The organism is Thauera sp. AutoDN2 (assembly GCF_051280715.1).
Classification (GTDB): domain Bacteria; phylum Pseudomonadota; class Gammaproteobacteria; order Burkholderiales; family Rhodocyclaceae; genus Thauera.
Window position 1 is genome coordinate 14439 of sequence record NZ_JBNCAR010000006.1, and the last position, 21762, is coordinate 36200.

At 65.8% G+C, this 21762-nt stretch carries 18 protein-coding genes; 12 read left to right on the forward strand and 6 right to left on the reverse strand.

Going from position 1 to position 21762, the window contains the following annotated elements; translation table 11 throughout:
* Positions 1 to 19 precede the first annotated feature (19 nt).
* Positions 20 to 1585 carry a glutamine-hydrolyzing GMP synthase gene (gene guaA / locus ACPT9U_RS05360; protein ID WP_435750128.1) on the forward strand — a complete coding sequence of 522 codons (1566 nt, stop codon included), beginning with the start codon at positions 20 to 22 and terminating at the stop codon, positions 1583 to 1585.
* A gap of 119 nt (positions 1586 to 1704) precedes the next feature.
* On the opposite strand, the gene ACPT9U_RS05365 is transcribed toward guaA, so the two are convergent.
* Genes ACPT9U_RS05365 through ACPT9U_RS05380 form a run of 4 tightly spaced genes read right to left on the reverse strand, consistent with a single transcriptional unit; the run spans position 1705 to position 9825 of the window.
* Positions 1705 to 2892, reverse strand: coding sequence for a TIGR02679 family protein (locus ACPT9U_RS05365; protein WP_435750129.1), 1188 nt, complete (start codon positions 2890 to 2892; stop codon positions 1705 to 1707).
* Positions 2893 to 2894: 2 nt separating this feature from the next.
* Entirely contained in the window at positions 2895 to 7058 is a 4164-nt protein-coding gene (locus ACPT9U_RS05370; protein WP_435750130.1) for a TIGR02680 family protein, read from the reverse strand.
* An 11-nt stretch (positions 7059 to 7069) separates the two neighbouring features.
* Positions 7070 to 8308, reverse strand: a complete 1239-nt coding sequence (locus ACPT9U_RS05375) for a TIGR02678 family protein (protein ID WP_435750131.1) — start codon at positions 8306 to 8308, stop codon at positions 7070 to 7072.
* Positions 8308 to 9825 carry a TIGR02677 family protein gene (locus ACPT9U_RS05380; RefSeq protein ID WP_435750132.1) on the reverse strand — a complete coding sequence of 506 codons (1518 nt, stop codon included), beginning with the start codon at positions 9823 to 9825 and terminating at the stop codon, positions 8308 to 8310. Before ACPT9U_RS05380 ends, ACPT9U_RS05375 begins: the two co-directional genes overlap by 1 nt.
* 100 nt (positions 9826 to 9925) lie before the next feature.
* Here ACPT9U_RS05380 and ACPT9U_RS05385 point away from each other — a divergent pair, with 100 nt between their 5' ends.
* The 3 genes from ACPT9U_RS05385 (at position 9926) to ACPT9U_RS05395 (ending at position 11864) form a co-directional block, all read left to right on the forward strand.
* Positions 9926 to 10264 (forward strand): type II toxin-antitoxin system HigB family toxin, encoded by a 339-nt coding sequence (locus ACPT9U_RS05385; protein WP_435750133.1) that lies wholly within the window; start codon positions 9926 to 9928, stop codon positions 10262 to 10264.
* Positions 10265 to 10282: 18 nt separating this feature from the next.
* Complete coding sequence (locus tag ACPT9U_RS05390) at positions 10283 to 10654, forward strand: helix-turn-helix domain-containing protein (protein ID WP_435750134.1); 372 nt, start codon at positions 10283 to 10285, stop codon at positions 10652 to 10654.
* 289 nt (positions 10655 to 10943) lie between these two features.
* Positions 10944 to 11864, forward strand: a complete 921-nt coding sequence (locus ACPT9U_RS05395; RefSeq protein WP_435750135.1) for a YihY/virulence factor BrkB family protein — start codon at positions 10944 to 10946, stop codon at positions 11862 to 11864.
* Between the two features lie 9 nt (positions 11865 to 11873).
* Here ACPT9U_RS05395 and ACPT9U_RS05400 read toward each other — a convergent pair whose 3' ends face one another.
* Together ACPT9U_RS05400 and cobA are read right to left on the reverse strand one after the other, a co-directional pair.
* Positions 11874 to 13316, reverse strand: coding sequence for a putative nucleotidyltransferase substrate binding domain-containing protein (locus tag ACPT9U_RS05400; RefSeq protein ID WP_435750137.1), 1443 nt, complete (start codon positions 13314 to 13316; stop codon positions 11874 to 11876).
* Positions 13317 to 13454: 138 nt separating this feature from the next.
* Positions 13455 to 14225, reverse strand: coding sequence for a uroporphyrinogen-III C-methyltransferase (cobA, locus tag ACPT9U_RS05405; RefSeq protein ID WP_435750138.1), 771 nt, complete (start codon positions 14223 to 14225; stop codon positions 13455 to 13457).
* Between the two features lie 403 nt (positions 14226 to 14628).
* On the opposite strand from cobA, the gene ACPT9U_RS05410 reads away from it, so the two are divergent.
* From ACPT9U_RS05410 to ACPT9U_RS05445, 8 genes are all read left to right on the forward strand, one after another.
* On the forward strand, positions 14629 to 16311 hold the full coding sequence (locus ACPT9U_RS05410; RefSeq protein WP_418364831.1) for a cytochrome D1 domain-containing protein: 1683 nt from the start codon (positions 14629 to 14631) through the stop codon (positions 16309 to 16311).
* A 66-nt stretch (positions 16312 to 16377) separates the two neighbouring features.
* The gene (locus ACPT9U_RS05415) at positions 16378 to 16989 is read left to right on the forward strand and encodes a NapC/NirT family cytochrome c (protein ID WP_418364830.1); all 612 of its coding nucleotides are present in this window, start codon (positions 16378 to 16380) and stop codon (positions 16987 to 16989) included.
* 48 nt (positions 16990 to 17037) lie between these two features.
* On the forward strand, positions 17038 to 17916 hold the full coding sequence (locus ACPT9U_RS05420; RefSeq protein WP_418364829.1) for an ethylbenzene dehydrogenase-related protein: 879 nt from the start codon (positions 17038 to 17040) through the stop codon (positions 17914 to 17916).
* Positions 17917 to 18061: 145 nt separating this feature from the next.
* On the forward strand, positions 18062 to 18379 hold the full coding sequence (locus ACPT9U_RS05425) for a cupredoxin domain-containing protein (RefSeq protein ID WP_418364828.1): 318 nt from the start codon (positions 18062 to 18064) through the stop codon (positions 18377 to 18379).
* A 155-nt stretch (positions 18380 to 18534) separates the two neighbouring features.
* Positions 18535 to 18921, forward strand: coding sequence for a c-type cytochrome (locus ACPT9U_RS05430; RefSeq protein WP_418364827.1), 387 nt, complete (start codon positions 18535 to 18537; stop codon positions 18919 to 18921).
* A gap of 66 nt (positions 18922 to 18987) precedes the next feature.
* Positions 18988 to 20196: a cytochrome D1 domain-containing protein gene (locus ACPT9U_RS05435; RefSeq protein WP_418364826.1), complete on the forward strand. Its 1209-nt coding sequence runs from the start codon at positions 18988 to 18990 to the stop codon at positions 20194 to 20196.
* Positions 20196 to 21260 (forward strand): siroheme decarboxylase subunit beta, encoded by a 1065-nt coding sequence (ahbB, locus tag ACPT9U_RS05440; RefSeq protein WP_418364825.1) that lies wholly within the window; start codon positions 20196 to 20198, stop codon positions 21258 to 21260. The genes ACPT9U_RS05435 and ahbB overlap by 1 nt, the downstream gene beginning before the upstream one ends.
* On the forward strand, positions 21253 to 21762 hold the full coding sequence (locus tag ACPT9U_RS05445; RefSeq protein WP_435750139.1) for an Lrp/AsnC family transcriptional regulator: 510 nt from the start codon (positions 21253 to 21255) through the stop codon (positions 21760 to 21762). The genes ahbB and ACPT9U_RS05445 overlap by 8 nt, the downstream gene beginning before the upstream one ends.

The window sequence follows — 21762 nt, forward strand, 5'->3', positions numbered from 1 at the left end:
GCTAGAGACGTTCGCGCCCATGGCTCACCAGAAGATCCTCATTCTCGATTTCGGCTCCCAGGTTTCGCAGCTCATCGCACGTCGCGTGCGCGAGCAGCAGGTGTATTGCGAGCTGCATCCCTTCGACGTGTCCGACGAATTCGTGCGCAGTTTCGGTGCTCAGGGCGTGATCCTGTCGGGCGGTCCGAACTCGGTGTACGAAGCGGAGGAGTGGCGTGCGCCGCAGGCGGTGTTCGAGCTGGGTGTGCCGGTGCTGGGCATCTGTTACGGCATGCAGACCATGGCCAGCCAACTCGGCGGCAAGGTCGAGAGCTCGGCCAAGCGCGAGTTCGGCTATGCCGAGATGCGTGCGCATGGGCACTCGAAGCTGTTCGAAGGCATCCAGGATCGGACCAACGCCGAGGGTCATGGCCTGCTCGACGTGTGGATGAGCCATGGCGACAAGGTCACCGGGTTGCCGCCGGGCTTCAAGATCATCGGCAGCAACGAGGCGACGCCGATCGCGGCCATGGCCGACGAGGTGCGTGGGTTCTACGGCGTGCAGTTTCACCCCGAGGTCACACACACGATCAAAGGCAAGGAGATGATCGGGCGCTTCGTGCATGACATCTGCGGTTGCGGCCACGACTGGAACATGCCCGACTACATTGCCGAGGCGGTGCAGAGGATTCGCGAGCAGGTCGGTGACGAGGAGGTCATCCTTGGTCTGTCGGGCGGCGTCGACTCCTCAGTGGCAGCGGCGCTGATCCATCGCGCAATCGGGGACCAGCTCACCTGCGTGTTCGTCGACCACGGCCTGCTGCGTCTCAACGAAGGCAAGCTGGTGATGGAGATGTTTGCCGGCCGACTGCACGCCAAGGTCGTGCATGTGGATGCCACCGAACAGTTCATGGGCCACCTCGAGGGGGTCACCGACCCCGAGCAGAAGCGCAAGATCATCGGCCGCGAATTCGTCGAGGTTTTCCAGGCCGAGGCAAAGAAGCTTCCGAACGCCAGGTGGCTGGCGCAGGGCACCATTTACCCCGACGTGATCGAGTCGGGTGGCGCAAAGAGCAAGAAGGCGCACACCATCAAGAGTCACCACAATGTCGGTGGTCTGCCCGAAACCCTGGGCCTGAAGCTGCTCGAACCACTGCGCGACCTGTTCAAGGACGAGGTGCGCGAGCTCGGTGTGGCGCTCGGTCTGCCACACGACATGGTCTATCGCCACCCCTTCCCCGGGCCTGGCCTGGGGGTGCGCATCCTCGGCGAGGTCAAGCACGAATACGCCGATCTGCTGCGCCAGGCCGACGCGATCTTCATCGACGAGTTGCGTGCCGCCGACTGGTACGACAAGACCAGCCAGGCCTTCGCCGTCTTCCTGCCGGTGAAGAGCGTTGGCGTGATGGGCGACGGCCGCACCTACGAGTACGTTGTCGCGCTGCGTGCGGTGCAAACGCAGGACTTCATGACCGCACACTGGGCGGAACTTCCGCACAGCCTGCTCGGCAAGGTCAGCAACCGCATCATCAACGAGGTGCGCGGCATCAACCGCGTGGTGTACGACATCTCCGGCAAGCCGCCGGCGACGATCGAGTGGGAGTGACCGGAAAAGAATATTGACTTATAACTCAGTAACTTGCGTTTGTTTGGGAATAATTTGGCGCAAATCATCAACAAGCAAGTTTGTAGGGCAAGTCATTGAAATGTAACGGTGCATCAGCTTCAGCAATGTCGGAGGTCGTCGAGCAGCATGTCGGCAAGCCCTTCCTCGTCGATCGCCAGTCGTTCGGTGAGCATCGCGCCGGCGAGTGTATCGTCCCACAGCGCGCTGACGGCGGCATCGTCGAGGGGGCGACCGGGGCGCGGTGCGCCGATGACGGCCGCGCGATAGTCGGCTGTCGAGAAGCGCCACGGCCGGGCGTCGTGCTCACGGATCATCTGGTTGCCGATGCGAAGGCCCGGCCAGTCGAAGTCGCCGTGGTAATGCAGCGCTGCTCCGGCGGAACGCAATTGCGTGAGCAGGACGCGCTGGGCCGCGGCCGGCATGCCGTCGGTGCACACCAGCGGTGCACAGCTCGGCCCCAGTTGATCGGCGGCGATCGCGAGCAGATTCGGGTTCTCGCAGACGAAGACCGGGCGGCCCGTGACGGTCCAGGCCGGTGGCGCACGCAGCAGGCGGCGTAGTGAGAGATAGGCCGGTTCGCCCGGTTCGGCGCCTGTCGGCCCGGGAAGGTTGAGCGCCAGGGCCGGTCGTGCGAGTTCATTGACCAGCACGCCGGCCGCGGCCCACAGTTCGCGCGCGCGTTCGCCGTCGAGCTCGGCGGTGCCGTCATGGCGTAGCGCCGTGAGGATCAGAGTGGCGACCGGGCTGCCGGCGTCGAGCGCGTGCGCATCTCCGAGCGCGGCAACGGCCAGTTGCGCACGGGGGATGCCCGCTGCGGGTAGCCGTTGCAACACCCGATCAGCATGGCGGACGAGGAGGGTACCTGCCTCGGGGCGGCTGCCACACAGCCGCTTCAGCAGCCCGAGCCCGACGGAGGTCTGCAGGGCCGAACGCAGCCCGGGGTGTTCGCAGTCTTCGACCAGCTGTTGCCATTGCGAGCGCACCTGCAGGCGTTGGGCCGTCAGGTCGATGATCGGCCCGTCGATTTGCTCGAGCGCATCGCGCAAGGAGGTGGCCAGCCCCGCCCGCGCGAGCGTGGTGTCGATCTCTGCGACCTCGATCTGCATCGATCGCACATGGCGTGCAGGGCGGCCGGTGAGTGCGGCGAGCGCTGCGTGTTCGGCTTCGTTCAGCGCGCCGAGACGCACCATACCGGCCTGTGCGCCGCGCTGATAGCGTTGGCGCAGCCGCTTGCGCAGCCCCGCCAAGGCTTCGCCGCCCAGCAGTCGTTGCAACCGGGGATCCATGATCATTCTTGGGGAAAGCGCCGATCCGGATCGTCTTCGCGCTGCCGCGCCCGGCCATCCCAGATCCAGCGCGATACATGCACCGCATCAATACCCTCGCGCCGCTGCAACTGGCAGATCGCCACCCCAGGCAGCTCAGCGTAGCAGGCCCATTCACGCTCGCTGGTGATGACGAAATCGAGGTCGAACTCGCGGATCAGGCCCATGCAATGCGCGCGGGCGGCATCGTCGATGCCGGCAAAGGCTTCGTCGAGCAGCACCAGGCGGGGCGCGAAGGCGTAGCTGGCCTGGCTGTAGAAGCTCGACACGGCGGCGAACAGCGGTACCGTAAGGCCGAGCGCGCGTTCGCCGCTCGAGGCCGGGCCGGAGAGCGGACGCCACTGCCCGTCCTGCCAGCGCTGGACGCGGAAGCGGTGCCAGCGCCGGTAGTCGAGCGCCTGGGCGAGTTGCTCGAGCAGGCTGCCGCCGACCGCGTCGGCCTTCAGGCGCTCGGCGGTGATGCGCTGGTGCAGCATCTCGCCGACCACCCGCCGGTCCTCGGCCGACCATAGGTCGGTGCTGGTATTGAGCAGGCGCTTGCGGGCGGCCTCCAGGCCCACCGGTGCGCCTTCGCCGCCTTCGGGAAGCGGTTGCCACAAGAGGCGGAACTTGACCCCGGTGGAGGTCGGGCGCTTGGAGAGCTCCTTGTTGATCGCATCGACCTGCCGCTCGGCCGTCTGCAGGAGCCGCTGGATCTCCGCGGCGATTTCGGCCTGGAGGTGGTTTTCGAGCAGGGTGCGCTCGCGCGCCGTCAACAGCTCGCGGCGCTGGGCGATCTCGGCGTCGAGCCGGGCGGTGAGCTGGTCGGGGCGCTCCGGACGGTTCTGGTAGATGACGCTGACGACCATGCCGTAGTCACTGGTGTCGGCCTGGGCCTGCTGGCCGAGCGCGGTGAGGGCGCGCCCGAGCTCGCCGTAGTCGTGCGAGATCTGGCTCTGGATGCGCGTCCAGGCCTCGTCATCGTCCGCCACCTGGGCCAGGCCCTGCTCGGTGCGGCGTGCCAGCGTGAGCGCCGGCTCGATCGTCCACGGTGCGCGCAGGTCGGGCAGTTCGGCCTCGGGCAGCGCGGCGGACAGCAGGCCGGTGGCGGCAAAGCCCTGCAGCTGGATGATGGCGTGTTGGCGGGTAGCGGCGCGTTCCTGCAGGGTGGTGTAGGCGTCCTGTACCTTCTGCTCGCCGCGGGCGCGTGCCTCGCCGGCGTTGCGCAGGGCTTCGCCTTCGGCCTTCAAGTGGCGCTCACCGTCGCTCACAGCAGTGCGCGCCTCGCGTAGCCGCGCCTGAAGCTCATCGACCCGGGCGCCGATCGATTCGCGCAAGGTGGCGAGGCGCACCCGCGCCTCCTCGGCCTGCCGGCGGCGCTCGGCGAGCTGTTCGGCACGCTGGCGCGCGTCGGCCTCGGCTTCGTGTGTCCGCTCTTGCTGGCGGGTCAGTTCGGCCGCCGCCAGGCGAAGTTCGTGCACCAGCTGGAAGAGCCCGTGCAGGGTCTCACCGAAGTGCAGCAGTGCGGCGCCGACGGCTTCCAGCGTCGCAGCACCGGTGGGCAGGTGCAGGTCGGCCGCGTCGGCTGCCAGCGCATCGCGGCGGCTCTGCAAGGCGTCGATGGCCGCGCGCAGCTGCCGATCGGCTGCCTCGAGCCGGTTTCGCGCAGTCTGGAACTCGCGCTCGCCGGCCGCGGCGTCGGCGTGGGCGGCACGCAAACTGTCGTCGGACGGTGCTCCCTGCCACTCGGCGGCCGCCCGTGCCTGCCGCCGCGCGAGCTCGGCCAGCGCCTCGTCGATCCGGCGTGATGCTTCAGCGATCTCGCGCAGCCGAAAGTCGATCTCGCTGATCCGTCGCGCACGCGCGGCGGCGCGGGCCGCGTAGCCGATGTAGGTGGCCTGCGGTTTGGCCCACGCGCCGGCCAGGGCGCCGAGGCGAAAGCGACCGTCGGGCGCAAGCCAGCCTTCGGACTGGCCGTCGTCGTGGGCGGAGCAGGCGATGCCTTCGAGCAGGCGCATCAGCAGCGCGGGATCGACGGCGGGCGTTGGGGAGCCGGCGGATGGGGTGAGCCACCCGGCGAGCGAGGCACTCTGGCGCGGTCGTTCGAGCCACTGGGTGTCGTGCAGGGGCGGCGCGCCGTCGGCCGCCTGCAACCGGCCATCCGGGGTGACCCAGGCGTCGAGGAGTCCGGCCGCCTCGAGCGCGGCTTCGAGGCCGGCACGGTGGGCGGTGTCGACGTGCTCGCGAAAATCGACCAGCTGCCACAGCGGCGCACCGGCACGTTGCCGTCTGGTCTCGGTGCCGCGTGTATAAGGCGGCGGCGGGGTGGCGTCTTCGCCCTGTGTGAGTCGCTCGTGCTCGGCGCGCAGCGTCGCCTGCTCGTCGTGCAGGGCTTTCTGTGCAGCGAGGTGCCCGGCGCGCTGCTGCGCCAGGTCGTCGGCAGCGCGCTGCTGGGCCGACGACAAGGCGGCACGGGCCGGGTTGTCACCTTGCAGGTTGGCGACCCACGCGGTCAGCGCGGGCAGCGGCGGTTCGTCCACCTGCAGCACCTGCAGGTTCGCGAAGTGCTCCTGCCAAGCCTCGACGACGCGGCTGCCTTCGGTCTCTACCGCGGTGTCGGCCGCGCTGCGGCGGGCGGCGGCCGCTTCGACTTCGTCCTGTCGTTCGTCACGGGCCTGTTGCCGGCTGGTGTGGGTGGCCTCAGCCTGCGCCACCTCGCTGACGCGCCGCTGCACGAGGGCGAGCTGTTCGCGGCGAACGAGCATTGCCTGGCGCAGCTCATTGCGGGCGGTGTCGAGGGACAGGTCGCCGAGTGTTGCCAATTCGGCGGCCGGAAGCGCCGCCAGCGCGTTGGCTCGCCACGGCTCGCCAATGCCGCTGGCCAGTGCCGCCGCGTCGACGCCCTCGCGCGCGGTGGCGAGGGCCTCTTCGGCCTGTGTCCGGCGCGTGCCGCGTTCGTCGAGTGCCCGCTGTTCGCGTTCGAGGCGGACGGTTGCCTCGGCGTTCATGCGCGTCGCGTCGGCGAGGTCGGCGGCCCGCGCCTCGGCGTCGCGTTCGGCCTGGTTCAGGCGATTCGCGTCCTTCATTGCCGGGTCGGACTGCAACTGGTCGAGCCGCGTGCGGCCGGCGAGCAATGCGGCTTCGGCGGCATCGAGGCGGCCTTTCGCCTGCGCCTCGGCGTGCTGCGCGGTTTGCAACTCGGTGCGGGCCTCGTTCAGATTGCGGCTGGCGGCGTCATAGCCGCTCTGTGCGCTGCGCAGCCCGCGGGCCTGGCGCCGCGCGTTGATCGCGGCGTAACGCTGGTAGCGCTGGTTAAACTGGCCGACGGCCTTCGCCAGCGCTTCGTAACCCTGCAACTCGCGGCGGTATTCCTCGAGTTGGTTGAGCGCCTCGGCGACGTCGGTCAGCAGCTCCGCCGATAGCGGTGGCAGCGCCTCGGTCAGCGCGTTCGATAGGTTGCCTTCGTCGGGTTTCTTGGATAGTTGCGGCTGGCGCAACTGGACCAGTGTGTCCATCAGGGCCGCATAACGGACGGCGCCGAGCTGGAACAGGCGTTCGTCGACCGCGCGGCGGTAGGCGGTGGCGTTGTAGAACACCTGGCCGTGATCGTCCAGGGCTTCCTTCAGCCGCTCGCGGGTGAGGACGCTGCGCGCCGGGCTGGTGAGCCACAGGTCTTCGCCGATGCGGCGCTTTTCGAGGACGAAGTACCACGGATCAACCTGTGCCCGCGCGGCGACCGCCGAGAGTCCGCAGCCCAGCGTCAGATAGTCGGGCTCACCATCGTCGGCGATGCGGCCGAACTCGATCCAGGCGTAGCCGATGCGGCGGTCGAGCTTGCCGAGCAGCAGGTTCCAGGCCATCTTCTTGCCGGCGTCGCCATCGGGCTCGATGCGTGAGGGTTTGAGTTGGGCATCGAACAGGAAGGGCAGGGTGAGCGACAGCACCTTGGACTTGCCGGTGCCGTTGTTGCCACGCAGCAGCAGGTGGCCATCACGGAACCAGAATTCCTCGCTGTCGTAGTGGAACAGCTCGACAAGGCCGAGGCGCAGGGGTTGCCACCGGACCCGAGTCGGTTGCGGGAGTGCAGGGCGAGCGTCGGTAGCCGGGAGATCGGACGGCGTGTCGAGCAGGGTATCGAGTGTGTCCACGGGGCTGGGTCTCAGTCGAACAGGGTGCCGGTAGAAGCGGACGGCGCGGGCCTGAGCTCGGTCTCGCCGACGGCAAAACGCGCCAGCGCCGGCAGGGGCAGAACGCCGGTGCCCGCGCGTTCGACCAGTTGAAGGCGCTGCAGGCGATCGAGCGCGATCGCCGCCAACTCGTGCTCCGAGCCGGCTTCGCGCGCGGACTTGCGCCAGAACTTGCCGAAGCGCTGGCGTGCGTCGGCGATGAATGCGGCGACATCGTCGGTGTTTGTGCCGCCGTTCGTGGGCGCCGTCAGGAATTCGGCCACCAGCAGGGTGACATGCGCTTCGGTGCCTTCGGCCGGCATCGCCACGTCGGTCAGCTCGCCGTCCTCGTCGGTCAGCGCCAGACCCTCGGCGCGCTGTTCGGCGACCAGCCCGGTGGCGTCGCACAGCCGGGTGGCCATGGTGCCGCGCTGGTTCATGAAATAGGCGCGCTGGTCGGCGTCGAGGCGGTCGAGGTAGATCACCGGGTCGTCGAGCAGGCGGCGCGCCAGATGGTGGCGTAGCGCCGTGCGCCGGCCCTCGTCGCTGTCCGGCACCGGCTCCGCCCCCAGCGCGGCGAGCCGCGCCTCGAGCGTGGCCGGAGCTTCGTCCGCGGGCCACGTGGACGGCCCGCGCGACGCCGCGAGTACGCCGGCGAGGACCCGCCGCTGCACGTCGTAGAGCGCGTCATGGAGTCCGTCCGAGCCTTCGCCGCCGCCGTGTACGAAGCCCTCCTCGTCGCCGGCCACGCGATGCAGGACGCCGAGTTCGAGCAGCGTGCGGCACACTGCGACCAGCTCCCGCCGCTCGTGCTGCGCCTGGAGCGTGAAGCTGAAGCCGAGGGCGGCCAGCGCCGGGTCCGCAGCGAGGGCGAGCAGCCGGTCGCCGAGCACGCGTAGCGTGATCTGCGGGTCGGCACGCTCCAGCACCGCGCAGGCCAAGCAAAGCAACACATAGCGGCGGCGCTCGTAGCTGGGCAGCCCGCGGCTGGCGTCGCTCACATCGGCCGGACGTTTGTACAGGCGCGCCGCATCGCGTTCGATGTGCAGGGGCCAACCGGTCTCGCGGACGAACCATTCGCGCAATGCATCGGCGTGGCGGCGCACGGTAGCGAACTCCGCGTGTGCCGGCGTCATCAGTGGAGCCATCAACAGGGCGCGCAGCGCGGTGGTGAACTCCTCGCGTTGGTGGAGGGCCTGCTGCAGGCCGATCGCGGTGCTGTCGGTTGTCATCAGGGCGCTTGTGTGGCGGTAATCGTGATGCGGTGGTCGCGGCCGGCAAAGACGCCGGCATCGGTGATGACTTCGGCCCGCGTGTGCGCTTCCAGCGGCTCGAGGCGAATGCGTAGCAGGCCGTCGCCGGTCTGACGTTCAACCACGTCTTCGGGCGAGGATTGCGCGGTCAGCGCCTCACCGAGCAGCGACAGGAATAGTGCGAAGGCGTGCGGATCGAGGTGGCCGAGCTCCGACAGGCGCGTCGTTCGCCCGGTCGCCAGGCGCGCCCGCGCGGCTTCGACTTGCAGGTGTTCCTCATGCAGCTGGCGCGCGAGCAGGGCGCGTTCCTCGCTGCGCTCGCGTACCTTGGGCAAGGGGCCCCGCGGGGCGGCTTCGCCGTACTCGCGCAGGCGCGGATGGATGCGTAGCGGTGGCGCCTCGGCCCACGGCGTGGTGGCCGGCAGCTCATGGCCGGTGCCCGGGTTCAGCGAGAAGTGACGGGCCGGATTGAGGGCGAAGGCGGCGCGCCCCAGGCGGTGCGCGTCGTCGTCGCTGCCACAGCTCGCGAACCAGCTGGCGAGCACGCGGAAGTCGGCAGAGCGATCGCTGCGCCCGCTGCGCCGCTCATTGAGCGCCGCGACCGCGGCCAGCAGCTGTGGAATCGCCGCGCGCGCCTTCGAGCGCAGCACCTCGGCCTGCGGCGGTTCATGATGGGTGCTGACGAACCAGCCGCGCAGACCGCCCCAGCGTTCGCGCCAGGCCTGCTGGCGCTGCGCCAGCGCGTCGGCCTGCGCTTGGTTGTCGCCGGGCGCGGCGTCGCGTACTTCGCGCTGTGCGGCCGCCCACAGCAGCGGATCGATGCGCGGATGCAGCGAGGCGATGTGCTGCGCGATCACGCCGGAGCGTCCGACGAGGTCGCCGATGAAGCGTTCGAGGTAGTCGATCAGCCGTTGCTTGTAGGCCAGCACCGCGGCGGCATCTGCCTGTTGCAGCTCGATGCTGCGCGCCATGCCGGCCATGAAGGCCTGGGCGTTGTCGGCCAGGCCCTCGAATACGCGCACCAGATCGCGCAGGGTTTCGTGCAGTTTTGCAGCATCGGGCGTGGGCGCATCGGCCAGCGCGAGCAGGGTCTTGAGCCGGCTGGCGATGTCTTCGAGCGCGACCGTCTGCAACTCGGCACGCCGACCGAGCGCTTCGGCGAAGGCAGTGAGAGCCGTCTCGACGGCTTCGCCGCCATGGGACAGGCGGTAGAGGAAGCGGGCGCGGTAGAAGTCGCTGATGCTCGCCACACGCGCGGTATCGGGTTGCGCCTCGAGGTTGCCCCACTCGGCGAGTTGGGCGAGTGCGGTGTGGACCTCCTCGAGCTTCGGTACGCCGTTGATCCAGCGGGCTTCGGCCAGCACCTCGTCGGGACGCATGTGGAGCTTGAACTGGCGCTTTGCCGCGGCGAAGCTCGCCATGATGCTTCGGTAGATGCCGGCCTTGTCCGCGCTGACGTGTCGGAACAGGTCGGCCGATGTGTCCGAAAATGGCATGGGTTGGATTCTGGGGGGTTTCTTCGTCCGATGTTGGCAACAATGCGAGCGGTTGTCGAGTATATGCGTTTGCGTTACAGGACTAAAACCTGGAAGCCCCTTGCGAAAGTCCCAAAATGGGACTAAAGTGCTGCTGATGCGAGTGATAGCCGTCTCCACCCTTCGAGACTTCTGGAAACTTCATCCGGACGCCGAGCAGCCTTTGAAGGCTTGGTTTGAGGAAGTGACCAAAGCGTCCTGGACTCAGCCATCAGACATCAAGGCGCAGTACGGCAGCGCCAGCATCCTCAAGAACCGGCGTGTCGTTTTCAACATCAAGGGCAACGACTACCGGTTGATCGTGGCCATCGCCTACAGGCTGCAGATCGTCTACGTGAAATTCGTCGGTACCCACAAAGAATACGACGAAGTGGACGCAGAAACCGTTGAAATGATCTGAGTGACCATGGAGAACCACATGGACATCCGCCCTATTCACACCGAAACCGATTACAAGGCTACGCTGAATGAAATTTCGGCCTTGATGGAGTTCGACCCCGATCCGGGTACCCCAAAAGGGGACCGCCTGGATATTCTGACCACCCTGGTGCAGGCCTATGAAGCCAAACACTGCCCCATTGGCGCGCCGGATCCGGTCGAAGCGATCAAATTCCGGATGGAGCAACGTGGCCTGTCGGTGAAGGATCTGGAGCCGTTCATTGGCCGGAGCAACCGTGTCTACGAAGTCCTGAACCACAAGCGCCCCTCGACACTGGGCATGATCCGTAGATTGCACCAAGGCCTGGGTATTCCGGCGGAGGTTCTGATTGCCGAGACCGTTGCGGGCTGACTTGATGGTGCTGGCGAGAGATGCACTTGTCTCGACTTCCGTTCCAATCCTAATGGCATATTGACGGTATCGCCTACGGTATCAGCGGAATGTCCAAGAAGTACGGCCGTTGATACCGTCAGATCAGGGTCATTGAACAACCTGCCGGGTAAAGATGGGTGGCGCCCGGTTCGAGCGATGGCCACGAAATCGCTGCTGATCGTCTGTCCGCTTCGCGATTCCGCGGGACAGTCCCTTTCGTGGGACGGCATGGGGCGCGCTCGGCGTGGGCAGGCGCTAAGATTACGGTATGCGCTTACTCGAACTGCCGATTTTCCCTTACCTCGCTGCGGTCTCGAAAACCACGGTGCGGCTGTGGCTGGAAGCTCAGGTCTTCATCCATGCAGCAGCCCTGGCCTTCTTTACCGTGTTTTCCGTTGCACCGGTGATGATCGTCGCGGTGACTGTCGTGGGGCTCGTGCTCGGCGAGAATGCGGCGCAGGGGCAGATCGCCGAGCAGTTGCAGGCCGCGATTGGTGCCGAGGCTGCGGCCGCGGTGCAGACCGCCGTGCAGAACAGCAGAATCGAACACAGCGGCCTGCTACCGGCCGTCGCAGGTTTCGGTGCCGTACTGTTCGGCGCCACCACAGTGTTCTCGCAGATGCAGGCCGCGCTGAATGCGATCTGGGGGGTCGCTCCGCGCCCCACCCGCAGCAGCGTCTTCATCTACCTGAAGTCGCGTGTGCTTTCGCTCGCCGTGGTCATCGGCATCGGCTTCGTGCTGCTCGTGTCGCTGATGCTGAGCGTGTTCGTGCGTGCCCTGGTGGCCTTTGCGCAGGATTGGCTGCCGGTGCCCGCCGGGCTCATCCTGGGGCTGGACTGGGCGGTGTCCCTACTGGTCGTTACCTTGCTGTTCGCCACCATATTCCGTCTGCTCCCGGACGTCGTGCTGGGCTGGCGCGATGTGCTGCTCGGTGGTTTCGTGACGGCGCTGCTGTTCGTCTCGGGCAGGGCGCTGATCGCAATATACCTGTCCACCACGGCCACGGCCTCGACCTATGGTGCGGCGGGTTCGCTTGTCCTGCTGCTGTTGTGGGTGAATTATTCGTCGCTGATCCTGCTGTTCGGTGCGGCATTCACCCGGGCGCACGTCGAAGCCTGCGGGCGCACGGTGAGGCCGCGCGCTGCGGCCGTATGCGTGCATCGGCAACTGCTCGAAGAGCAGGCCTGAACGCAAGCTTCAGTTGCGCATCAGATGCAGCTTGAAGTGGTGGTGCATGAAACGCTGGAAGTGGCCGACCCCCTGCAGCGCGAGACGGAGTTCGCCCTGTTCCATGGCGTTGAGCTGGTCGAGCGCGACATAGTTGTTCGGTGCCGCTCCGGCGCGCAAGGCGGCTACCTGCCCCTGCAGGCGCTTTAGCACGAGGAAGTCGAAGGCAGCGCGCAGGTCGGCCATCTGGTCCGCCATGAGCACGCCCTTCTCGACCAGGGCCTCCATGCGGTCGTGCGTGCTGCCATCCAGGCAGCGGGACTCCATCGCCAGCGCCTTGATGCCGTCGGTGATCGCGAAGATGCCCGCCTTCTTCACGTCGACCATGCCGCGATAGGGTCCCGATTTTTCGGTGCGGATGCGTCCGAACCAGCCCAGCGGTGGCGCGAATCGGGTCATGTTCTGCACCATCCGCACCAGGAATACGGGCTCCTGGCTCATGTAGTGCAGCGCATGGTCGCGCAGCGTGTCAGCGAGTTCTCGTCGCCCGTATAGTGGACGCAGGTCCATGAACATGCTGCCGGTCATGACGTTCTCGGGCGAGGGGGTGGACAGCCAGCGCGTGAGCTCCATCTTCCACGCCGAGGCGCTGCGCCGCCACGGGGGATTCTTCGCCATGATGCCGCCGGGGCAGGCCGGTATCCCGATGGAGATGAGCGCGTCGATCAGGTCAACGGAGAAGGCCTCGAGTTGCTGCAGCGCGCCGCCTTCGACGCTGTCTGCGTGGATGATCGCGTTGTCCTGGTCGGTGGATAGGGTCTGCTCGCCACGTCCCTCGCTGCCCATGACGACGAAGGCGAAGTCGTTGGTGAGTCCTGGGTATTTCTCCCGACGCAACAGCTCGATCAGGCGGATCAGGATCTGATCGTTCAGGTTCGCGATCAGCTTGACCATATCCCGAATCGCGATCCCGGTGCCCGACAGGTGGACGATGAGGCGCTGGACCCGCCGATGGAGGTCACGCAGGGTATCAACCGAGTCCGCCTTCTCGATGTCGACGACCAACTGGTGCGGGGAGTGTGCCTGCAGGCGCAGGATGTCCGTGACGGTGATGATGCCGGCAAGCGCGCCAGCCTGGTCGGTGACGACCAGACGGTGGATGTTGTGTCGCGAGATCCGGTAGAGCGCTTCGTAGAGCACGTCGTGTTCACTCACCGTGACGACGGGTGAGGTCATGACGTCTCCAACGGTCAGCGAGGAGGGAGACGTCCCGGTCGCAACAACCTTGTTGCGCAGGTCGCGGTCGGTGAGGATGCCCTTCGGGTGGCCGGCCTCGAGGACAACTACGCATGAAATGCCGCGCTCGCGCATGCGTGCGACGATGTCCACGAGCGCGTCGCCCTCTGCACAGCTGACGACTTTGCGCTGGCAGAACTCCCGGATCGGGCGAAAGAACTGGTTTTCCTCGGCCATGCCATCCCCTGCCCGACTGGTTGAATCACGATTCTACCCTGCGCAATCCAGGGGCAAGTCTTCATGTTGCGCATCGGGCGCGCGACCCTACCGCTTCTGCGCGCAGGGTGCGACCGGCCGTGCGTGGGGTGCGCCTGCTCAGGCCGTCGCGGTGCCGGCCTTCGCCAGCAGCAGGCCTGGATCCAGTGAAACGACTTCGCCGATCATGATCAGGGCTGGCGTCTTCATGCCGGCTTCGCGCACTGCAGCGGGCAGGCCGGCAAGTGTGCTGTGTACGCCGCACTGGCGCGCTGTGGTTGCGGCGTGAATGACGGCAGCCGGGGTTTCGCCAGGCAGGCCGTGCGCGACCATCTGCGCGCAGATCTGCTCGAGGGCGCCCAGTCCCATGTAGATGACGACCGTCTGACAGGGGCGTGCGAGGGCTTCCCAGTCCAGGTCGACGGTATCGTCCTTCAGGTGCCCGGTGGCGAACACGAGGGTCTGTGCGTGCGCCCGATGGGTGAGCGGGATTCCCGTACAGGCCGCAGCGCCAGCTGCTGCGGTGATGCCCGGCACGATCTCGCAGGCGAAGCCAGCATCGAGCACGGACTGCATTTCCTCCCCTCCGCGCCCGAAGATGAAGGGGTCGCCACCTTTGAGCCGCACCACGGTCAGGCCCTCGCGTGCGAGGGATACCAGCAACGCGTTGATTTGATCTTGAGGTAGGGCGTGGTTGCCTGCCTCCTTTCCTGCGTAGACCCTGCGCGCGCCTGGCGGAATCAGAGCGATGACTTCGTCGCCCACCAGGTGGTCATAGACCACCGCCTGCGCCGAACTGATCAGCCGTAGCGCTTTGACCGTGAGCAACTCGGGGTCGCCGGGACCCGCGCCTACAAGAAAGACCTTGCCCGTTCCCTGTCGGTTGCGCATGGCGTCATCACTCTCGACCCCGTCTCCTCTGCCGCGTTCCGGAAGCGAATATCTGCTGGCGGATCGGTTGCGCGAGAGGCGTGCGCCCGGTTTCGGTGTGTCCGATGCGTGACTGGCTGCGTACATGTTCATTGCTCCGGGCTGTAGCGGGGATAAGTGTCTGATAACGGTCGACGGTGTTGATTTGCATGCTGCAAGGCAATCTCCGCGGGGGAGAACGGGCTGTGCGCAGGGCCGTGATCCTGCTTCGGAAACCGCCGCATGGCGCCGTTTGCGTGTGATGAACTTTATCCCTAGCGATCGTGGGGAAAATTAATTCACATCAAGGATGGGCAGTAGCGGGAAAAACCATACTGCGCCTGCACTGTTTGTTTTACTTCCCGTGTCGAGTAAGGAGAGGGCTATGCAAAAGAAGGGGTTTTTCGGTACGGCGCTTGCCATGGCGGTATTGCCGCTGGCCATGAGCAGCGCATGGGCGCAGGAAGCGCCGAAGCTGACCGCTGAGGAGATGGAGCAGGGCAAGCTGATCTATTTCGAGCGCTGTGCAGGCTGCCACGGCGTGCTGCGCAAGGGCGCAACCGGCAAGAACCTTGAGCCGCACTGGACCAAGACGCTCGAGGACGGCACCAAGATGGAAGGCGGTACCCTCAAGCTGGGCACCGACCGTCTCGAAAAGATCATCGCCTACGGCACCGAAGGCGGGATGGTCAACTACGACGACATCCTGACCGACGCAGAAATCAACCTGATGGCGCGTTACATCCAGGTCGAGCCGCCGATTCCGCCCGAGTTCTCGCTCAAGGACATGAAGGACAGCTGGAAGCTGCTCGTTCCGGTTGACAAGCGTCCGACCAAGCAGATGAACAAGGTCAACCTGAAGAACGTGTTTGCGATCACCCTGCGCGATGCGGGCAAGCTCGCGCTCGTCGATGGCGACACCCACAAGATCTGGAAGATCCTCGACACCGGTTACGCGGTGCACATCTCCCGCCTGTCGGCTTCGGGGCGCTATGTCTACACCGTCGGTCGTGACGGCCTGACCACCATCATCGACATGTGGTTCGAAGAGCCGACCACGGTTGCGACCGTGCGTCTGGGTTCGGATGCCCGTTCGGTCGATACCTCGAAGTTCAAGGGCTATGAGGACAAGTACCTGATCGGTGGCACCTACTGGCCGCCCCAGTACTCGATCATGGACGGTGAGACGCTCGAGCCGATCAAGGTCGTCTCGACCCGCGGCCAGACGGTGGATGGCGAGTACCACCCGGAGCCGCGTGTGGCCTCCATCGTGGCCTCGCTCCAGAAGCCTGAGTGGGTGGTGAACGTCAAGGAAACCGGCATGATCCTGCTGGTGGACTACAGCGACATCAAGAACCTGAAGACCACCACCATCGAATCGGCCAAGTTCCTGCATGACGGCGGTTGGGATGCCTCGGGCCGCTACTTCATGGTTGCCGCGAACGCGTCCAACAAGGTTGCAGCGGTCGACACCAAGACCGGCAAGCTCGCCGCTCTGGTCGATACCGCCAAGATCCCGCACCCGGGCCGTGGTGCCAACTTCGTCCATCCGGAGTTTGGTCCCGTGTGGTCGACTGGTCACCTGGGTGACGATGTCGTGTCGCTGATCTCCACGGCTTCCGACGATCCCAAGTTCGCCAAGCACAAGGATCACAACTGGAAGGTCGTTCAGGAGCTGAAGATGCCGGGTGCCGGCAACCTGTTCGTGAAGACCCATCCGAAGTCCAAGAACTTCTGGGCTGACGCGCCGATGAACCCCGAGCGTGAGATTGCGGAAGCTGTCTTCGTGTTCGACAAGGCCGACCTGAAGAAGGAGCCGGTGCGTCTCGACGTCGCCAAGGATTCGGGTCTGCCCGAAAGCAAGGCGATCCGTCGTGCCGTGCAGCCTGAGTACAACGAGGCAGGCGACGAAGTCTGGATCTCGCTGTGGGGCGGCAAGACCGACCAGTCGGCCATCGTGATCTACGACGACAAGACGCTCAAGGTGAAGAAGGTCATCACCGACCCGGCCGTTGTTACGCCGACCGGCAAGTTCAACGTGTGGAACACGATGCACGACGTCTATTGATCGGCTGAAGCGATCATAGTGTGAACCTCCCCCGCGCTTCGGTGCGGGGGACTCGAGGGGAGTTTTATGTCTGACCGAAACGACGACAACCTCAAACAAGAAGATTCGGGCGGCCTGCTGGCACGCCTGCGCCGTCCTTCGAGGAAATCGCTGGGCGGGCTGTTGTCCGTGGGTTTCATCGTGGGTGTGCTGTTCTGGGGCGGTTTCAATACCGCGATGGAAGCCACCAATACCGAGAAATTCTGTATCTCCTGCCACGAGATGTACGACAACGTGTATCAGGAGTACAAGGAAACGATTCATTACACCAATCGCACGGGGGTGCGCGCGGTGTGTTCCGATTGTCATGTGCCGAAGGACTGGACGCACAAGATGATCCGCAAGATCCAGGCATCGCGGGAAGTCTGGGGCAAGATCACCGGAACCATCGATACCCGGGAGAAGTTCGAGGCCAAGCGGCTGGAGCTTGCTCGCCGCGAGTGGAAGCGCATGAAGGCGAGCGATTCGCGTGAATGCCGGAACTGCCACAGTCTCGAGAGCATGAACACCGAGTCGCAGAAGCAGCGCGCACGCAAGCAGCACGAGATGGCGATCGAAGACAACATGACCTGCATTGATTGCCACAAGGGCATTGCCCACCACAAGCCGGAAGGCATGACCGAGGAAGACGAGGAGTAAGATCCCTCGTGCATTACAGGCCAACCCAAGCAACGTGAGGAAATGACGATGAAAAAAACCATGATCGCTGGCGCCATGGGCGCGCTCTTCGCCCTCGGTGCGGGGAATGCGCTTGCCGCCGCGCCCGACTGGAGCAAGGTCGAAGCCGCCAATATCACCATCTTCTATCCCGGCGCTTCGCCGATGGAATGGATCATGAAGGGCACCGAGCATGGTGGTGCCCGGGCGCTCAAGAAAGGCGAGACCTGTGCCGATTGCCACAGCGAAGAGACCGCCGACATGGGGCCGCGCATGGCCACCGGTCAGAAGATCGAGCCCACGCCGATTGCCGGCAAGGCCGCGTTCATCCCGGTGAAGGTGCAGGCGGCGCATGATGGCGAGAACCTCTACATGCGCTTCAGCTGGAAGCAGCCGGCTGCTTCCGGTGCGCCGGCGCCCGCCAAGGATGACGCCAATCCGGTCAAGATCGCGTTCATGCTTGAGTCCGGTGGCAAGGTTGAGATGGCCGACCAGTCGGGTTGCTGGGCGACCTGCCATACCGATTCGCGGACTATGCCGGGCGCGGCTGAAACCAAGACGAAGTATGTCAAGGGTGGCTCGCTGGCGGATGGCAAGTTCTTTGACCTCTACCAGTGGCGTAGCGGCGAGAACAAGGCCTACAACGGCTACATTGCCGAGGAGCGCGTCATGGAAGGCGGCGATGCGCTGGTCAGCGCCGAAGGCAAGCAGGAAGGTGGCGAGTGGTCGGTGGTCTTCACCCGCAAGCTGGCCGGTGGCCAGGGTGACGTTAGTCTCGAGTCCGGCAAGAGCTACAACTTTGGCTTCGCCATTCACGACGATAGCTCGGCAGGGCGTTTCCACCACGTTTCGCTCGGCTACAAGCTGGGTCTTGATGCCGAAGGCGACGTGAAGGCTGCCAAGCAGTAAGGCCTTGCGCGATATTGGGCCGCCCGTTCGCGGCGGCCCTGGATGAGCGGGAGTCGGGGGTGTAGCCCCTTGCTCCCGCTTTGCCATTTCAGAGACAGGTAGAGGAGGATGACCGATGAGAGCAAGCATGCGACGGAGGGCTGGAATGCAATTTGGCAAACTGCTTTGCGCGAGCGCGCTGGCGTGCCTGCAGGGCGTGGCGATGGCGGCCGAACATGAGGTGCGCATCTCCGATTACCGCTTCGAGCCAACAGAGTTGCGGGTGCGGGTGGGGGACACGGTCACGTGGATCAACGAGGAGAAGCGGACCAGTCATTCGGTGCTCTTCATCGCGCGGGGAGAGGAGTCGGAGCGTTTCTTCCCCGGTGAGCGGTGGTCGCGCGCCTTTCCTGAGACGGGACGGTTCGAGTACCGCTGTGGTCCGCATCCCGAGATGCTCGGTGTGGTGATTGTCGAGGACTGAATCCGGTCCTGCCCGGCGGGCGCGTTACGCCCATTCGGAGCTTCGTCGCGCGGGCTTTCAACCACGCAGGCAAGAGGGTTGATTCGAGTCAAGGTTTCACCGGCTTCCAGGCGCCATCCTAGGCTCCGATTCAATCGCACAATGCTGGAAAACGCATGAAACTTCCGCCCCTTGCCGCTCATGTAGCCGTCCTCATCGGGGCTGCGCTCGTTTCCGCGCTGGCTTCCGCTGCGGACGCGCTGCAGCCGCCCGCACCCGCGCCCGAGCGCGCCCGCGAGCTCGTGCACATCGTGCGTCAGGACTGCGGCTCCTGCCATGGGCTCACATTCAAGGGCGGGCTGGGTCCAGCCCTGACCCCTGAGGCGCTCGCTGACAAGCCTGCCGAGGGATTGGTCGCCACCATCGTGGGCGGCCGCCCGGGCACACCGATGCCGCCTTTCCACACCATCCTCAGCGAGGCGGAGGCAGAGTGGATCGTGGATCAGCTGATGCGCGGCTTCCCGCCCGACAAGGGGCTACCGCCCGCCGCCGATGCCCGCTGAGCGCATCCGCCCCATCGAGCTTTTCCTTGCCGGGGGTGTTCCCCTGGCCTGCAAACCGGAGATTCCATGTCAGTCAAGAAAGTCCGTCTCGCGCCCCCTGTCGTTTGGGGCTTGGTGCTGTCCGGAATGGTCATGCTGCTCTCAGCCTGTTCCACAACGCCGCCCGCCGCGCTGCGTGGGACCGGCGACCTCGGCGTCGTCATCGAGCGCGCGGACGGCAATCTCAAGGTAATCGAGACCACGGGGCGGAGCGTGCTCGCCACGGTGGGCGGGCTGGGCGACCTGTCGCATGCCTCGGTAGTCTTCTCCCGCGATGGCCGCTACGCCTTCGTCTTCGGTCGTGACGGCGGGCTCACCAAGGTGGATCTGCTCGAGGCGAAGATCGTCGGGCGGGTGGTGCAGGCGGGCAATGCGATCGGCGGATCGATCTCGCACGACGGCTCGATGGTGGTGGTGCAGAACTACGAGCCGGGCGGCATCAAGGCCTTCGACGCGAACACGCTGGAATTGCTCGCCGACGTGCCGGCAAGCATCGAAGATGGCTCGCGCTCCAAGGTCGTCGGCTTGGCCGACCTTTCGGGCAAGCGCTTCATCTATTCGTTGTTCGAGGCGGGTGAGATCCGCATCACCGATTTCAGCGATCCGAGGAACCCGGTCACGCAGCGCTTCGAAGGTGGCAAGCAGCCGTATGATGCACTCGTCAGCCCTAACGGTCGCCACTACATCGCAGGCCTGTTCGGCGAGGATGGCTTGGCTATGCTCGACCTGTGGAACCTGGACAAGGGCAGCCGCAAGATCCTCTCCGGCTACGGCCGCGGCGAGCAACCGCTGCCGGTGTTCAAGATGCCCCACCTGCGCGGCTGGTCGATCGCCGGCGGACGTGCATACCTGCCCGCCATTGGTCGTCATGAGGTGCTCGTGGTCGATACCGGCACCTGGCAGGAGGTCGGTCGCATCCCGGTGAAGAGCCAGCCGGTGTTTGCCATGGCGCGCCCCGACGGTCGCGAGATCTGGGTCAACTTTGCCTTCCCGGACAACGGCTGGGTGCAGGTCATCGATACCGTGAGCGGCAAGGTGACGGACACCCTCCAGCCCGGGCGCGGCATCCTGCACATGGAGTTCCTGTCCAAGGGACATGAGGTGTGGATGTCGGCGCGCGACGACAACAAGGTCGTGATTTACGACACCGCTACGAAGGAACAGATTGGCAGCTTCGACTCGGCCAGCCCCAGTGGCATCTTCTTCACTACGCGCGCAGCGCGCACCGGGTTCTGATGCCGCGCCAGGTCGCCATCCCGGATGCCGTCGACGCGATCGACTTCCGCCTCCTCAACGAATGGCAGCGCGACTTCCCGCTGGAGGCGCGGCCTTTTGCGCGCATCGCACAGGCAGTGGGCTGCAGTGAGGACGAGGTTGTCGGCGCCTACACGCGGCTGAAAAGCCAGGGGCTGGTGAGCCGGGTTGGCGCGGTGTTTGCGCCGCGGCGCCTGGGGGCGAGCGCCCTGGCAGCACTGGCTGCGCCGCCCGATCGACTCGAAGCCGTCGCGGCGCGGGTCAGCCGCGAGCCGGCGATCAACCACAATTATCAGCGCGAGCACGTGTTCAACCTCTGGTTCGTCGTGACCGCGGCCTCTGAGGTCCAGCTGCGCGAGGTGGTTGCCGGTATCGAGCGCGATACCGGCTGTGCAGTGATCGTGCTCCCGCTGGAGGAGGAGTTCCACATCGATCTGGGCTTCGACCTGCGGGAGAACGGCCAGCGTAGCGCGCACGCGCCGCTCCGCCGAGCCAGCGCGGTGCGGCGCGGCGAGCCGATCGCCTTGCCGGACCAGGGCGATGCTGCGTGCCTGAGCGCGGACGAGCGGCGGCTGGTCGCTGCGCTGCAAGGCGGGCTTGCGCTCGAAACCGAACCCTTTGCGCGTCTGGGCCTGGAGGCTGGACTGGATCAGGCCGAGGTCATCGCGACGGTTGCGCGCTGGGTGGAGACGGGCCTGATCCGGCGATTCGGCGTGGTCGTCCGCCACCACGAACTCGGACTGGGCGCCAACGCGATGTGCGTGTGGGACATCCCCGACGGCGAGGTTTCGGCGCTCGGGCGCCAGCTCGCGCGTGAACCTGCCGTCACCCTGTGCTACCGCAGGACGCGGGTGGCCCCGCAGTGGCCTTACAACCTGTTCTGCATGATCCATGGCAGCGAGCGGGACGAGGTGCTTGCCGCCCGTGACGAGCTCGCCGGCCGACTGGGACTGGACCGTTTTCCACATGCCGTGCTGTTCAGCTGCCGCCGCTTCAAGCAAACCGGCGCCCGCTATCTGGGCGCGAAGGACCTGATCGATGCCTGATCCTTCCACCAACCCGCATACTCCGGCAGGGCGCCGCGGGCTGGCGGCCCGCCGCGAGCCGGACGACACCGACCGCCGCATCATCAATGCGTTGCAGGGTGAGTTCCCGCTCTCCGAGACCCCTTTCGCCGAGGTCGCCCGCACACTGGGGCTTGGGGAAGAGGAGGTCATCGCGCGGCTGCGCAGCTTGCTCGAAGATCGCGTACTCACCCGCTTCGGCCCGATGTTCCAGATCGAGCGCATGGGCGGCGCCTTTTGCCTCGCAGCGATCGCCGTGCCCGAGGCGCTTTGGGAGCGCACGGTCGAGGCGGTCAATGCCTTTCCTGAAGTTGCACACAACTATCGCCGCGAGCATGCGCTCAACATGTGGTTCGTGCTTGCCACTGAAACGCCGGAAGGCATTGTCGATTGCGCCCGCCGTATCGAGGCGGCCACCGGGCTGCTGGTGCATCGGTTTCCGAAGGAGCGCGAGTACTTTGTCGAGATGAGGCTGGAGGCATGA

What these genes read in the sequence shown, in the direction of transcription:
- guaA (WP_435750128.1), top strand. Translation starts at nt 20, where the DNA reads ATGGCTCACCAGAAGATCCTCATTCTCGATTTCGGCTCCCAGGTTTCG.
- ACPT9U_RS05365 (WP_435750129.1), bottom strand. Translation starts at nt 2,892, where the DNA reads ATGGATCCCCGGTTGCAACGACTGCTGGGCGGCGAAGCCTTGGCGGGG.
- ACPT9U_RS05375 (WP_435750131.1), bottom strand. Translation starts at nt 8,308, where the DNA reads ATGACAACCGACAGCACCGCGATCGGCCTGCAGCAGGCCCTCCACCAA.
- ACPT9U_RS05380 (WP_435750132.1), bottom strand. Translation starts at nt 9,825, where the DNA reads ATGCCATTTTCGGACACATCGGCCGACCTGTTCCGACACGTCAGCGCG.
- ACPT9U_RS05390 (WP_435750134.1), top strand. Translation starts at nt 10,283, where the DNA reads ATGGACATCCGCCCTATTCACACCGAAACCGATTACAAGGCTACGCTG.
- ACPT9U_RS05395 (WP_435750135.1), top strand. Translation starts at nt 10,944, where the DNA reads ATGCGCTTACTCGAACTGCCGATTTTCCCTTACCTCGCTGCGGTCTCG.
- ACPT9U_RS05400 (WP_435750137.1), bottom strand. Translation starts at nt 13,316, where the DNA reads ATGGCCGAGGAAAACCAGTTCTTTCGCCCGATCCGGGAGTTCTGCCAG.
- cobA (WP_435750138.1), bottom strand. Translation starts at nt 14,225, where the DNA reads ATGCGCAACCGACAGGGAACGGGCAAGGTCTTTCTTGTAGGCGCGGGT.
- ACPT9U_RS05410 (WP_418364831.1), top strand. Translation starts at nt 14,629, where the DNA reads ATGCAAAAGAAGGGGTTTTTCGGTACGGCGCTTGCCATGGCGGTATTG.
- ACPT9U_RS05415 (WP_418364830.1), top strand. Translation starts at nt 16,378, where the DNA reads ATGTCTGACCGAAACGACGACAACCTCAAACAAGAAGATTCGGGCGGC.
- ACPT9U_RS05420 (WP_418364829.1), top strand. Translation starts at nt 17,038, where the DNA reads ATGAAAAAAACCATGATCGCTGGCGCCATGGGCGCGCTCTTCGCCCTC.
- ACPT9U_RS05425 (WP_418364828.1), top strand. Translation starts at nt 18,062, where the DNA reads ATGCAATTTGGCAAACTGCTTTGCGCGAGCGCGCTGGCGTGCCTGCAG.
- ACPT9U_RS05430 (WP_418364827.1), top strand. Translation starts at nt 18,535, where the DNA reads ATGAAACTTCCGCCCCTTGCCGCTCATGTAGCCGTCCTCATCGGGGCT.
- ACPT9U_RS05435 (WP_418364826.1), top strand. Translation starts at nt 18,988, where the DNA reads ATGTCAGTCAAGAAAGTCCGTCTCGCGCCCCCTGTCGTTTGGGGCTTG.
- ahbB (WP_418364825.1), top strand. Translation starts at nt 20,196, where the DNA reads ATGCCGCGCCAGGTCGCCATCCCGGATGCCGTCGACGCGATCGACTTC.
- ACPT9U_RS05445 (WP_435750139.1), top strand. Translation starts at nt 21,253, where the DNA reads ATGCCTGATCCTTCCACCAACCCGCATACTCCGGCAGGGCGCCGCGGG.